Here is a 13,754-nt window from a genome sequence, read left to right on the forward strand (position 1 = left end):
TATATTGGGAGAAAGAATAATGAAAGAGTACAACCCCCAAGGGGGTAGCCTCCCTCATTCATTGTTACCCAGGGTAGCCTCCTATCGTCGGCAACCCTGGGCTATCGAAAGTACAACCCCGATGGGGTTGCCGTATTATTATCCATTGATTATCATGCCACCACATGTGACATCATCACACCACCCGATGGGGTTGCCGTATTATTATCCATTGATTATCATGCCACCACATGTGATATCATCACACCACCTTGTGGGATTGCCATATTATTATCCATTGATTATCATGCCACCACGTGGGATATCATCACACCACCCTGTGGGGTTGCCATATCACCAACCATTAATTACCGCGTCACAACGTGGGATATCATCACGCCACCCGATGGGGTTGCACATATCATTGCCTATTTATCACAACCACAACCACGGGGATGAGGATAACATTGCGGTGGAATTCGCCCATCATTGTCCATTTATTATCACGCCACGGCATAGGGATGGTGCGCGACATGGGCATTTATTATAATTCCACAACATGGGATGTGACCATGCCACAACATTTTATCGTGTGTCACATGGGCATTTGTTATCATGCTACGGCATAGGATGGTGCGTGTGACACCCATTCATCATCACACCATAACACAGGATGTGATAACGCATTATGTAGGATTGTACGTGGCAAGGCCATTCCTTATAAACAATAAGAACAGGCTATCGTTGGCGAGTGAGTTGCTTTCATCTACTTGTAGCATCACGAAGGTGTGTTTGAACCAAGCTCCTCTGTGTTTCATAAAAAAGCCAAAAACACGGGCTATCTCACATTTTTATGCTAAATTTGCAACGTGGCAAACGGCGCTTGCGTTGCTTTTCACAAAGGAATGTTTTCATGATTCGGATTAAAAAATTAGATATTTTCATAGCCAAGCAATTTGGTTTGCTCTTTGTGGGAACTTTTTTCATCTGCCAATTTGTGCTGATGATGCAGTTCCTTTGGCGTTATATCGATGATTTAATCGGTAAAGGATTGTCGATGGAAATCATGGCACAGTTCTTTTGGTATATGGGTTTGATGTTGGTTCCGCAAGCTTTGCCGTTGGCTATTCTACTTTCGTCGCTCATCACATTTGGCAATTTGGGTGAGAGTAGCGAGCTTACAGCCATCAAAGCTGCTGGTATTTCCTTGATGCAGTCGTTTCAATCGCTCATCGTTATCTCGATAGTTATCAGTGGTATATCGTTTGTTTTTCAAAACAATATCGGTCCGGAAGCCAATAATAAGCTGGCACAATTGCTCATATCGATGAAGCAAAAAAGTCCTGAATTGGAAATTCCTGAAGGCGTTTTCTATGATGGTATTCCCAACAGTAATCTGTATGTGCAGCATAAGGATTTAGAGACGGGCAAGCTTTATGGTATCATGATTTATCGCATGACGGGCAGTTACGAAGATCAAGCGATTATCTTAGCCGACTCGGGCATGTTGCAATCAACGGCCGATAAGAAGCATTTGCAGTTGAGTTTGTGGAGTGGCGAATGGTTTGAGAATATGCAAAATGATGCCTTTGGTAACAATACGGCTGTGCCTTATCGACGTGAAACGTTTGCGGCAAAGCGTATATTGTTGGATTTTGATGGTGATTTCAACATGACCGATGCCGCAGGATTGGCCAATAATGCGCGTGGAAAGGGGCTTGCACAGTTGTCACATGACATGGATTCGCTGAAACATACCTATGACAGCATAGGGCAACAATATTACAAAGATGCACAACGCTCATTGTATTATGCGCCGCCCATAGACAAGAAAGACTCGCTGAGGGCGGTGAAAGCGGCCTACAATGCACGGTTTAATATCGACTCAACCTTTGCACATTTGCCATTGGCGCAACAGCAACAGGTAGTGGGAATGGCGCAATCGAGGGTGCAAAATGCCATCTCGGATTTGGATTTTAAGAGTATGCTCACGAGTGATGGTGATTTGTTAATACGGCAACATGAGATTGAGATGATTAGCAAGTTTACGGTGGCATTGTCGTGTTTGATCTTCTTTTTCATCGGAGCACCGTTGGGAGCTATTATTCGAAAAGGCGGATTGGGTATTCCTGTGATTGTCTCGGTGTTGGTGTTTATCGTGTATTATGTGCTCGAGAATACGGGTTATCGCATGGCACGTGGTGGCATTTGGACGGTGTGGTTTGGTAAATCATTGGCACCTGGTGTGCTCACACCCTTGGCAATCTTTGTGACTTACAAGGCCTCGAATGACTCGATGGTATTTAATTTTGATGCCTATCGCGAATTCTTCCAAAAGCTTTTAGGCTTGCGTGTGAAACGACACGTGTTTGCCAAGGAGGTGATAATTGATGAACCACATTACGAAGAAGATGTGAAGTTGCTGCAAACAATGAATGAAGATGTCCGCACTTATGTGGCGGTGCACCATTTGCAGCACTTGCCCAATCCAGTGAAAGTGTTCTTTAAGTATCGTGCAGACCATGCCGTGGAGCAGCTAAGTGAGCGGTTGGAGCAGGTGATTGCCGATTTATCGAATACGCGTGACACCTATATCATTAAGGCTTTGAACAACTATCCTGTGTTGGCAACGAAGGCACATACGCGGCCTTTCGAGCGCAGATGGCTCAATATGGTGTCGGGAATTGTTTTGCCTTTAGGTGTATTTTTCTATCTAAGGATGTGGATGTTCAGGGTGCGCTTGTGGCGAGATCTGCGAACGATAGAGCAGACCAATCATAGTATTGTGACACTGATTAAAAAGAATTTTCCGGCATAGCGTGCATGTTCCCTATATATAATAAGGTGTAAGTGGGAAGTTTGAGGCTGTGACGAAGAGATAAATTGCAACAAAAGAAAAATTATATGGAGGATTTTAAATTAAGTAATATTGAAGACGCGCTTGACGACTTTCGTCAAGGGAAGTTCGTTATTGTAGTAGATGATGAAGATCGTGAGAACGAAGGTGATTTGATTATCGCGGCCGAAAAGATAACGCCCGACGATGTAAACTTTATGTTGAAGCATGCAAGAGGTGTGCTATGTGCGCCCGTTACGTTGTCGAGAGCAGAGGAGTTGGATTTGCCTCATCAGGTGGCCGATAATACATCAATGTTGGGAACGCCCTTCACCATCACAGTAGATAAGTTAGAAGGTTGCACGACAGGTGTGTCGACTCACGACAGAGCGGCAACGATTCGTGCTTTAGCTGACCCCACTTCGACTCCTCAAACCTTTGGTCGTCCAGGGCATATCAATCCCTTGTATGCACAAGATAATGGCGTGTTGCGTCGCAGTGGACACACAGAAGCCGCCGTAGACTTGTGCAAATTGGCTGGACTTTATCCCGTTGGTGCCTTGATGGAGATTATGAATGAGGACGGAACGATGGCGCGTATGCCCCAGCTGATAGAGAAGGCGAAGGCTTGGAACATGAAAATTATCACGATTAAGGACCTCATTGCCTATCGTTTGCAGAAAGAATCAACGATAGAGGTGGGGGAAGAGGTGGATCTTCCCACCATTTATGGGCATTTCCGTTTGGTTCCTTTCCGTCAGAAAAGCAATGGTGCCGAGCATATGGCTGTTATAAAAGGTGAATGGAAGCCTGGAGATGCCGTGTTGGTGCGTGTGCATTCGTCGTGTGCAACGGGCGACATCTTGGGCAGCAAGCGTTGCGATTGCGGCGAACAGTTGCACAAATCATTAGAAATGATTGAGCAAGAAGGGCAAGGTGTGGTTATCTATATGCAGCAAGAAGGGCGTGGAATAGGACTCATGAATAAGATGGCAGCTTATAAGTTGCAGGAACAAGGCTACGATACGGTGGATGCTAATGTGCATTTAGGCTTTAAACCCGATGAACGTGACTATGGTTGCGGGGCACAGATGCTGCGGCATTTGGGTGTGAGCAAAATGCGCTTGCTCACCAATAACCCCACGAAGCGTGTGGGTTTGGAGGCCTATGGCTTGGAAATCGTTGAGAATGTGCCGATAGAAATCACCCCTAATCCTTATGATAAGAGGTATTTAGAGACGAAACGGGATCGTATGGGGCATGAGCTTCATTTATAATTGAAGCAATATAGATTGAATGTGGAAAGCGGAAACTTTCCACATTCAAGGTTTCTATGCGGTAGGTTGGATATGGAAATCGAAAGATTTTTTTAAAAAAGTAGTGGGGATGTTTCGTGTACATAGAGAAAATCATTACTTTTGTGTGCAGATACATAACCTAACGGATAAAGCTATGAGACATTTATCAGAACGTTTAAATCGTCTTGCACCCTCGGCAACACTTGCGATGTCGCAGAAAAGTGGAGAAATGAAGGCGCAGGGAATTGATGTTATCAACATGAGTGTGGGGGAACCAGACTTCAACACCCCCGAGCATATCAAAGCAGCAGCAGCACAAGCCATTGCTGAAAACTATTCGAAGTATTCGCCAGTGCCAGGCTATCTCTCGCTTCGGCAAGCTATTGTCGATAAATTGAAGCGTGAGAATGGTTTAGATTACCGTGTGGAAGAGGTGCTGGTGAGCAATGGTGCCAAGCAGAGTGTGTGCAATGTGGTGCAGGCTTTGGTGAATGAAGGTGATGAAGTGGTGATACCTGTGCCTTATTGGGTGAGCTATCCACAGATGGTGAAGCTTGCAGATGGTGTGCCAGTGTTTGTTGAAACAGGGTTTGAACATAATTTTAAGATGAAACCTGAGCAGTTGGAAGCTGCGATTACACCAAAAACACGCATGCTGATTTTATGTTCACCTTGCAATCCTACGGGGAGTGTTTATTCGAAAAAGGAGTTGGAGGCCTTAGCAGAGGTAGTGCTACGGCACGAGAATTTGTATGTGGTTTCTGACGAAATTTACGAACATATTAATTATATCGGTGGGCATGCAAGTATGGCAGCAGTGAAAGGAATGCGTGACCGCACGATTGTGGTGAATGGTGTTTCGAAGGCTTATGCCATGACAGGTTGGCGCATCGGTTATATTGCTGCACCCGAATGGATTGTGAAAGGGTGTAATAAGTTGCAAGGACAATATACCAGTGGAGCCTGTTCGGTGAGCCAAAAGGCAGCTGAAGCGGCATATACACAAGGGCAAGAGTGTGTGGAAGAGATGCGTAAGGCTTTTGAGAAACGGCGTGATTTGATTGTAGGTTTGTTGCGGGAGATTCCTGGATTAGAGGTAAATAAGCCAGAAGGGGCTTTTTATGTGTTCCCCAAATGCAGCGCTTTCTTTGGAAAAAGTGATGGTGAGCGAGTGGTCAACAATGCTACAGATTTGGCTTTATATCTCTTAGAAGAGGCGCATGTAGCTACTGTTTCTGGTGACGCCTTTGGTGATCCTGCTTGCTTTAGGATGAGTTATGCGACGAATGAGACGCAAATCACGGAGGCCGTTCGGCGAATAGCAGTCGCATTAATGAAATTGAAGTAATAGCGATGCTTTATGAAGAATTCATTACCAGAGCGGCTGTTTTTAAACAGAACTCTCGTTAAAACTTCTTAATTCGCGCAGTAGTTATGCATAAATTGCTATCTTTGCGAGGTAAAAAGGGCGCGTTGTATCCCTTTGGTAAACGCGACTAAAGAATTAAGTGTGGAAGAATTATTGATATTATTATACTAACAAAAGATTAAATTTTTCAAATTATGGCAACTACACAACAAGCAGCCAACCCTAAGAAGGGTCAAGGCTTTCAGGGAGTAAGAGGCGCATTCTGGATTATCGTCGTTTGCGCAGCAATCGCTTTCACATTGTTCTACACTTGGTTTGGTAACCCCATGCACTTCCAAGGCGGTAACCTTGAAGGTCATCCTGCAGACGTTTGGGGTACTATCTTTAAAGGTGGTTTCATCGTTCCTGTGATCCACTCTTTGTTATTGACCGTGTTGGCAATGACTATTGAACGCGTTTTGGCTATGAAGACCGCTTTTGGTACAGGTTCTTTGGCAAAATTCGTTTTGAATATCAAAGCAGCTTTGAATGCAAACGACTTTGATAAAGCACGTCAGTTGTGCGACAAGCAAAAAGGTTCTGTAGCAAACGTTGTATATGCTTCTTTGAATGCATATAAGAATATGGAATCTGGTGCAAACGCAAGCTTGAAGAAATCACAAAAGGTTGCAAAGATTCAGCAGGCACACGAGGAGGCTACTCAGCTTGAAATGCCAACTTTAACCATGAACCTTCCTATCATTGCTACCATCGTAACATTGGGTACTTTGACCGGTCTTCTTGGTACTGTAACGGGTATGATCAAGTCATTCTCGGCTTTGTCTTCAGGTAATGTAGACTCAACTGCTCTTTCTGCAGGTATTTCTGAGGCTTTGATCAATACAGCATTTGGTATTTTAACATCATGGTGCGCCGTTATTTCTTACAACTATTTCACCAATAAGGTTGATAAGTTGACATACGCACTCGACGAAGTAGGTTACTCAATCGCTCAGACATACGAAGCTAACCACGCAGACGAGGCTTAATTTTTTGCTAACCCTTTAAAATTTTATCGCTATGGGTAAAGTAAAAATTAAGAAAAGTGATGTATGGATTGATATGACGCCTATGTCAGACGTTATGACCTTGCTGCTCACTTTCTTCATGCTCACCTCTACTTTCGTAAAGAATGAGCCTGTGAAAGTAAACACGCCAGGGTCGGTTTCTGAGATTAAGGTTCCAGAAAAGGGCGTTCTGACGATATTTGTCAATCCTGAAAAAGATGCATCAGGAAAGCCAACTGGCGAGGGACAGGTATTCATGAGTATGGATAATCCAGACGAAATGGTACAGGTACTCGACAAGATGACTGAGAATTTCGGCGTGAGTTTGAATCCTGCACAGACGAAAGCATTCAAGGCTGAAGCACAATTTGGTGTTCCAATGAGTGACCTCAGCAGTTATTTGGCAGCCCCTATTTCTGTTCGTATGAAGACTCTTCCATTGAAGGGTATTCCATTGGATAGTATTAAAGGAGGTATGAGTGAGTTCCAGCAATGGGTGAATGCCGCTCGTACAGTGGATGACGATATCAAGATTGCTTTGAAGGCAGATGCAAGTACACCGTATAAGACAGTGAAACGTGTAATGAGTGAACTCCAAGATATGGACGAGAGCCATTACTATATGATCACTCAGCTTAAAAAACAGGAGGACTAATCAATGGCAGAAATTGTAGAACAAGGCGGAGGAAAACAGAAGAAGTCCAACGCTCGCGTAGACTTTACGCCGATGGTTGATATGCTCATGTTGTTGATTACTTTCTTCATGTTAGCAACATCTCTGAGTAAACCCCAGACCATGGAGCTTACGATGCCGAGTAATGATAATGTTCAAAAAGATCAACAGGCAGAGGCAAAAGCTTCAGAAGCTATCACAATCTATGTTGCAGCTGATAACAAGATTTATTATGGCGAGGGCGAACCTCAATATAATAATCCTGCATGGCTGAAAGAAACAACATGGGGTAATGATGGTATTCGCACGGTGCTGAGAGATCATGCTACAGCAACGGGTATCAAACCTGTAAGACGTATTGAACTGGCTGTAAAAGAATTGAATGCAAAGAAGGCTGAAAATCCTCAAATGTATCCTGATTCTGTCTACCAGAAAGAATTAAGTAAGCTGAAGGCGGGTGACTTGAAAGATGGGAAGGTTCCAACTTTGACCATCATCATCAAGCCCACAGACAATGCTTCTTATAAGAACATGGTAGATGCACTCGACGAAATGCAGATTTTAAGTATTGGTACTTACGTTATTGATAAGCTCAACAGCGACGACTTACACTTGTTGAAGCTGCGTGCTGTTAAGCAGTAATCAATGAAGTAAAGAAACAATTTAAAAAGAAAGAAACAAATGGCAAAAATAGATTTATACGATCCCAAATGGGTCGATTTGGTGTTTGCCGGCAAGAACCAAGACTACGGTGCATATAAGCTCCGTAAAGGAACTTCTGGTCGTAACATCAAGGCACTTGTTATCTTAATTATTGCTGCAGCTCTCGTTGGTGGTTTTCTTGCATGGAAAGTAATTGAACAGAAGAATGCTGAGCAGCAACAAGCCTATATGGAGGCGATGCAGTTGGCACAACTTCAGAAAGAAGCTAAGAAGCAAGAGAAGAAACAGGAACAGGTGAAACCAAAGGTTGAGCCGAAGAAGGAGATTCCTGTAGCGCGTGAAACGCAAAAATTCGTTGCACCTGTCATCAAGAAGGATGAACTTGTAAAAGAGTCTAACCAGATGAAGCAGATGGCTGATTTGGATGCGAAGATTGCAGTAGGTACTGAAACCCATGAGGGTGCAAAGGACCGTACAATCGAAGCTGTGCGTAATGATATCGCTGTTGCTACACCTCCTCCAGCACCAAAAGAAGAGGTTACACAGAAAGTATTCGACGTCGTAGAAGTGATGCCTTCATTCCCTGGTGGACAGGCTGCATTGCTTCAGTACTTGAATTCTCATGTAAAGTATCCTGTTGTCGCACAAGAGAATGGTATTCAAGGTCGTGTAACCATTTCATTCGTTGTAGAACGTGATGGTTCTATCACTGATGTTAAGGTGGCACGTTCTGTCGATCCATCTTTGGATAAGGAAGCTGCTCGCGTTGTAAGCAGCATGCCTCGCTGGACACCAGGTAAGCAAAATGGTTCTGCTGTACGCGTGAAGTTTAATGTTCCCGTGGTCTTCAGATTGCAACAATAATTAAATGAATAAGAAAAATTCTTATATTCTACTCGGACTATTGTCATCTTTCGTGCTCTTAACTTCCTGTTGGAACAAGGGCACAAAGAACAATAGGACGGATACTCCAACGTCAGGGACGATTACATTCGTCTCTGACGAAAGTTTTAGTCCTTTCATTGAGGAAGAACGTCAGCAGTTTGAGTTTCAATTTCCTGAAGCACATCTGAAACCTATTTATGCAGATGATATTACAGGTTTCAAGATGTTGCAAGACCTCAAGACTTGTTTGTTTTTCACTTCACGAGGACTTACACCAAGAGAAATTGCCTATTTCAAGACGAAGAACCTTGTTCCAGAGGTCTTTACGATTGGATATGATGGTTTAGCTTTTATTGTTAATCGTCATAATTCCGATACTTGTATCACGGTGAACGATATTAAGCGCGTGCTATCTGGACAAGCGAAACAATGGAGTGATGTTTATCCTCACTCGAAACGCGGCGGTATTGAAGTTGTTTTCGACAATAAAGCTTCAGCAACCCTGCATTATGTTATCGACTCGATTATGGGTGGAAAACCTCTCACCGCAGACAATATCGTTGCGGCAAAGAATAGTAAGGCGGTGATAGATTATGTCGATAAAAATATCAATGCTATCGGTATTATTGGTTCGAATTGGTTGAACGACCGACGCGATTCCACCAATACCACATTTAAAAAGAATATTCATGTCATGTCTGTATCCATTAAGGATAAGGCTACGCCCGAGAATAGTTGGAAACCCTATCAGGCTTATCTGTTAGATGGTCGTTATCCCTTTGTGCGCACATTATATGCCAATGTGGTCGACCCGATGCGTGCTTTGCCGTGGACGTTTGCAACATTTATTACCAGTCCCAAGGGGCAGTTGATACTCTTCAAGACGGGTTTGTTGCCTTACAGAGGTGATATCACAATAAAGTCAGTCAATATCAAGAAATAATCGGTTAGGAGTCTCTCCCTTTTTAGCCACTTTTCTATATAGCGTTTAATTGGAGAGTTTTGTTGAACAAAAAAGAATTATGACTATGAAGATAACAAGGTATATGGCCGTGGGCTTATTATCAATGAGTTTATCGATGCCCGCAATGGCACAAACGAGTAGTTATTCAGTGATGTTGCAGCCCATCGAGCAGGCGTTGAAGAGCAATGCCAGCATGGATGCTAAGGCATTAAAGAACTTAACGAAAGATTATCAGAAGACTTTCAAGAAAGACCCAAAGGCATTGGTTGCTTTGGGTGAGTTGTTATTGCTCAACAAGCAGTTTGACGAAGCAACTAATATAGCAAATGATGTGTTGGCTAAGAACAAGAACTATGGGGATGCCTACATCCTTTTAGGCGACGTAGCTGCGATGAAAGACGATGGTGGAAATGCTGCCATGTGGTATGAGCAGTCGATGACGATGGATCCCAAAAATCCACAAGGTTACATGCGCTATGCCAATGTTTATCGCAAACGTAGCCCCGAAGAGAGCGAGCGTGCATTGAATATGCTGAAGCAAAACTGCCCCGATTTCCCCATTGATGCCGAAGCTGGCAACAATTTCTATCTGGCAGGCAATTACGAAAAGGCTTACGAATATTTCGCAAAGACCGACAAGGCCAACCTCGCCGAGTTCTATCTTGTGGGCTATGCCGTATCGGCTTACATGAGCAACCACAAGGAAAGTGCCTTGGAGGTGTCGAAATTGGGTGTTCAAAAGTTCCCCAAGAACATCACTTTCGATCGTGTAGCCCTGTGGAGCGCCGTTGATTTGCAGAAATTTGACGAGGCGGATGGCTATGCCAAGGTGGTGTTGAGCACCGATTCTGTGGAGAAGAGTTCGCGCGACTACATTTATTATGGTTTGGCTTTGAAGGGACAAAAACAATATGACGCCGCTATTGCACAGTATGAGAAGGCGTTTGAGCTGAACAAAACCGATTTCAAACCCTATCAGTATATTGCCGACACCTACACCGAAATGGGGCAGGAGGACAAGGCTTTGGAATATACCGAGAAGTATATGGCCAGCAACCAGAACTCTACGCCTTCCGACTATGCGCGTTTGGCTAACATCTATGCGCAGAAGGCCGAGAAGGGAGGTGCCACGAAGCAGGCGAGCTTAGACAAGGCTTACAGCATTTATGAGCAGATGGCTACCAAGTGGCCGAGCATTGCTGCGTGGGTTTATAACATGGCTGGCATGCAGGCTTCCAAAGCCGCTGACGACGAAAAGGGTGCCGAATTCTTCAAAAAGGCTGTCGATTTGCTTGCGGCAAAGACCGATCGCCAGTCGGATGACGATGCCACTTATAAGTCGGCTTTGGCCAATTTGGGCTATTATTATTGGGTGACGAAGAACGATCTCGAGACGGCTAAACCCTATTATGAGCAGCTCATCAAGCTCGATCCCAATGATAAAAATGCGCGTGCTGCACTTGGATTAGACGCGCCAGCAGCAGGAGCGCAACAACAGTAGTTGAAGACTTTTTATTACTTTTTACACACATATCGGTGTGTATTTTAAATTATTCCGCAGGACGCGCAAGCATCTTGCGGATTTTTTATGCCTCCGTTGTCGGACTTTCTGGCGTGTTTCCGGCAGCATTATCTCCTTCCTCGGGGCTCTTGGTTTGCCCATTGCCCGCATTGTCTGCTCCGTTACCCTTCTTGTTCTTGCTATGCGGGATGATTTCGCGCTTGTAACGACGCACCATCTCGTTGATAAAGTCGGCGATGGGCGCCACGCTTTCATCGTCGTTGAGAAACATGCGTGCGTTGATGGCTTCCACGATGAGGCGATATTGCGCATCTATCTGTCGCCGTGTGGCGCGCAATGCCCCTTTGGCAATCCATTTTTGTTCATCCAAACGCAAGTTGAGCAGTTGGCTCACCTTGTTGTTGGCCTCGTCGAGCTGCGCCACATAGCGCGTCAGTTGCAGCATTTTGATTTGCTCAGCGTGCTGTGTTTGGCACCTTTTCAGCAGGCTGTAGAGCATCCCCGTCTGCTGTTCGAGCTGCATTCTGTTGTTGATTCTGTAGCCTGCAATCTCGTTCCAGATGACTTTCGCCGCTGCTTTGGCCTCCCCATTAAAGCCCTTCGTATAGGCTTTCACGATGGCTTTAAAGCCCGTGAAGATGATGTCGCGATCGTGGTCGGCCTCGGCTATCTGTGCTGTGCGCAGACTTGTGCGGCTCAGTCCCATGCAAGTTTTCTCTTGTTGCAGCAGTTTTCCAAACTCTTCTGTGAGCGTTTTTGTTTTCGGATGCGCCATTATGGTCTGTTGATATTCAGCCAAAACCTTGGCAACGTTCTCCATAAACATTTGATGTGCGCCGTTGTTCACTTTTGTGAGGTCGATATTTCTTATTTCTTTCATATCAGATAGTATTTAAAGCGTTTATATGCTGATGAATTGATTTTGTTTCGGTTTGTGAGCGTTTGCTCTCTGCAAAGATACGTTTTTTTCTGCATCCTGATTGCTGAAGTTCCGCAAATATGTTACATTTTTGTTTGATATCTGCGGAATTTCCGTAAATAATATTCTGTTTTGCACGTTATTTGCGGAACTTCCGCAATAATTATACTTATTTGTAATGCATTTGCAGAACTTCCGCAAGCAAGATGCGTATTTCTTCTATGTTTGCGGAGTTTCCGCAAGCATAATTCATTTTTGTTTGTTATTTGCGGAACTTCCGCAAATGTTGCTCTTTTTTGTGTTTTGCTTGCGGAACTTCCGTAAATGCAATGTAGTTTGCTTTCAGGTTCGTTCCGTCTTATTCCGGTGTGTTTTTGTTGGTTTTTAGTGGTTTTTCGAGCGGTGGTGGCAGCGACGGAAAGGGGCAAACGCAATGTAGGCTTTTTGCTTCTCTTGGCCTTTTCCTGATGGTTCTCAGCGTGCTGAAGTTTGTTTCGAGCGTTTGTGCTGAGAGGGGAAAGAGGTGATGAGTTTGCAAAAAGCCTACATGTGGCGTGCCGTTGGGCGTGCTATTCTTTTTTGTTTTCGATAGCTTGTGTGATGAGCATGTCTAATTCTTCGCAAAGTTCGGGGTTGTCGTGCAACAATGTTTTCGTTGCGTCGCGCCCTTGTGCTAATTTAGAGCCGTTGTAGCTGTACCAGCTTCCGCTCTTTTTGATGATATCGTATTCGACGCCGAGGTCTACAAGTTCGCCCGTTTTGCTGATTCCTTCGCCGAAGGTCATTTCAAACTCGGCGCGTCGGAATGGGGGAGCCAGCTTGTTTTTGGCCACTTTCACTTTTGTGATGTAGCCCAATATGGTGTCGCCATCCTTGACGGATGAGCCTTTTCGAATGTCGAGGCGCACGCTGCTGTAGAACTTCAGTGCGTTACCGCCAGTTGTTGTTTCGGGATTGCCAAAGCTGACTCCGATTTTCTCGCGCAGCTGGTTGAGGAAGATGCAGCAGGTGTTGGTTTTACTTACTGTTGATGTGAGCTTTCTCAGCGCTTGGCTCATGAGCCTTGCTTGTAGTCCCACCACGTTTTCGCCCATGTCTCCTTCGATTTCTTTTTTAGGAGTGAGGGCTGCCACCGAGTCGATGACGAGGATATCTACTGCACTCGAGCGTGTCAGTTCGTCGACAATCTGCAAAGCTTGTTCGCCGTTGTCGGGCTGGCTCACCCATAGGTTGTCCACATCAACGCCCAACTTGGCAGCGTAGGTGCTGTCGAAGGCGTGCTCGGCATCGATGAAAGCGGCGATTCCACCTTTCTTTTGCACCTCTGCGATGGCGTGAAGGGCGAGGGTTGTTTTACCTGAGGACTCGGGACCATAGATTTCTATGATTCGTCCGCGCGGATAACCTCCGATGCCCAGTGCCACGTTGAGTGCGATGCTTCCGGTGGGAATCACCTCGACATCTTCAATCTGCTTGTCGCCCATGCGCATGATGGCTCCTTTTCCAAAGTCTTTTTCTATCTTCGACATGGCAGCCTGCAGGGCTTTTAATTTGTCGTTCTGCGGGTTGCTTTCTGTTTCTTTTGCCATAAAAATGTTTA

At 44.8% G+C, this 13,754-nt stretch carries 12 protein-coding genes; 10 read left to right on the forward strand and 2 right to left on the reverse strand.

The genetic code is table 11. From position 1 onward, the window contains the following. The first annotated feature begins 434 nt into the window (after positions 1–434). From X919_RS16320 to X919_RS0100425, 10 genes are all read left to right on the forward strand, one after another. Positions 435–608: a hypothetical protein gene (locus X919_RS16320; protein ID WP_155949620.1), complete on the forward strand. Its 174-nt coding sequence runs from the start codon at positions 435–437 to the stop codon at positions 606–608. Between the two features lie 284 nt (positions 609–892). Then, positions 893–2,797, forward strand: coding sequence for an LptF/LptG family permease (locus X919_RS0100385; protein ID WP_028898557.1), 1,905 nt, complete (start codon positions 893–895; stop codon positions 2,795–2,797). Positions 2,798–2,883: 86 nt separating this feature from the next. Further along, the gene (locus X919_RS0100390; protein WP_028898558.1) at positions 2,884–4,092 is read left to right on the forward strand and encodes a bifunctional 3,4-dihydroxy-2-butanone-4-phosphate synthase/GTP cyclohydrolase II; all 1,209 of its coding nucleotides are present in this window, start codon (positions 2,884–2,886) and stop codon (positions 4,090–4,092) included. Positions 4,093–4,267: 175 nt separating this feature from the next. After that, positions 4,268–5,461, forward strand: a complete 1,194-nt coding sequence (locus X919_RS0100395) for a pyridoxal phosphate-dependent aminotransferase (RefSeq protein ID WP_028898559.1) — start codon at positions 4,268–4,270, stop codon at positions 5,459–5,461. A 215-nt stretch (positions 5,462–5,676) separates the two neighbouring features. Continuing rightward, positions 5,677–6,510, forward strand: coding sequence for a MotA/TolQ/ExbB proton channel family protein (locus X919_RS0100400; protein ID WP_028898560.1), 834 nt, complete (start codon positions 5,677–5,679; stop codon positions 6,508–6,510). 31 nt (positions 6,511–6,541) lie between these two features. Then, positions 6,542–7,183, forward strand: coding sequence for an ExbD/TolR family protein (locus tag X919_RS0100405; RefSeq protein WP_028898561.1), 642 nt, complete (start codon positions 6,542–6,544; stop codon positions 7,181–7,183). Between the two features lie 3 nt (positions 7,184–7,186). Next, complete coding sequence (locus tag X919_RS0100410) at positions 7,187–7,843, forward strand: ExbD/TolR family protein (RefSeq protein ID WP_028898562.1); 657 nt, start codon at positions 7,187–7,189, stop codon at positions 7,841–7,843. A gap of 39 nt (positions 7,844–7,882) precedes the next feature. Beyond that, a complete protein-coding gene (locus X919_RS0100415) occupies positions 7,883–8,728 on the forward strand; it encodes an energy transducer TonB (RefSeq protein WP_028898563.1) in 846 nt (281 codons plus the stop codon). Between the two features lie 4 nt (positions 8,729–8,732). After that, positions 8,733–9,692, forward strand: a complete 960-nt coding sequence (locus X919_RS0100420; protein WP_028898564.1) for a PstS family phosphate ABC transporter substrate-binding protein — start codon at positions 8,733–8,735, stop codon at positions 9,690–9,692. 85 nt (positions 9,693–9,777) lie between these two features. Further along, positions 9,778–11,214, forward strand: a complete 1,437-nt coding sequence (locus X919_RS0100425; RefSeq protein ID WP_028898565.1) for a tetratricopeptide repeat protein — start codon at positions 9,778–9,780, stop codon at positions 11,212–11,214. An 85-nt stretch (positions 11,215–11,299) separates the two neighbouring features. Here the strand turns inward: X919_RS0100425 and X919_RS0100430 are convergent, their stop codons facing one another. Both X919_RS0100430 and recA read right to left on the reverse strand, forming a co-directional pair. After that, positions 11,300–12,115 (reverse strand): DUF6261 family protein, encoded by an 816-nt coding sequence (locus tag X919_RS0100430; RefSeq protein WP_028898566.1) that lies wholly within the window; start codon positions 12,113–12,115, stop codon positions 11,300–11,302. A 608-nt stretch (positions 12,116–12,723) separates the two neighbouring features. Further along, entirely contained in the window at positions 12,724–13,743 is a 1,020-nt protein-coding gene (recA, locus tag X919_RS0100435) for a recombinase RecA (RefSeq protein WP_028898567.1), read from the reverse strand. Positions 13,744–13,754: the final 11 nt, after the last annotated feature.

Origin of the sequence: Prevotella sp. HJM029, from assembly GCF_000599605.1 — a bacterium.
GTDB lineage: Bacteria > Bacteroidota > Bacteroidia > Bacteroidales > Bacteroidaceae > Prevotella.

Coding starts and splice junctions, on each gene's coding strand:
- X919_RS0100425 (WP_028898565.1), top strand. CDS start 9,778: ATGAAGATAACAAGGTATATGGCCGTGGGCTTATTATCAATGAGTTTA.
- recA (WP_028898567.1), bottom strand. CDS start 13,743: ATGGCAAAAGAAACAGAAAGCAACCCGCAGAACGACAAATTAAAAGCC.
- X919_RS0100395 (WP_028898559.1), top strand. CDS start 4,268: ATGAGACATTTATCAGAACGTTTAAATCGTCTTGCACCCTCGGCAACA.
- X919_RS16320 (WP_155949620.1), top strand. CDS start 435: ATGAGGATAACATTGCGGTGGAATTCGCCCATCATTGTCCATTTATTA.
- X919_RS0100405 (WP_028898561.1), top strand. CDS start 6,542: ATGGGTAAAGTAAAAATTAAGAAAAGTGATGTATGGATTGATATGACG.
- X919_RS0100430 (WP_028898566.1), bottom strand. CDS start 12,115: ATGAAAGAAATAAGAAATATCGACCTCACAAAAGTGAACAACGGCGCA.
- X919_RS0100420 (WP_028898564.1), top strand. CDS start 8,733: ATGAATAAGAAAAATTCTTATATTCTACTCGGACTATTGTCATCTTTC.
- X919_RS0100385 (WP_028898557.1), top strand. CDS start 893: ATGATTCGGATTAAAAAATTAGATATTTTCATAGCCAAGCAATTTGGT.
- X919_RS0100415 (WP_028898563.1), top strand. CDS start 7,883: ATGGCAAAAATAGATTTATACGATCCCAAATGGGTCGATTTGGTGTTT.
- X919_RS0100400 (WP_028898560.1), top strand. CDS start 5,677: ATGGCAACTACACAACAAGCAGCCAACCCTAAGAAGGGTCAAGGCTTT.
- X919_RS0100390 (WP_028898558.1), top strand. CDS start 2,884: ATGGAGGATTTTAAATTAAGTAATATTGAAGACGCGCTTGACGACTTT.
- X919_RS0100410 (WP_028898562.1), top strand. CDS start 7,187: ATGGCAGAAATTGTAGAACAAGGCGGAGGAAAACAGAAGAAGTCCAAC.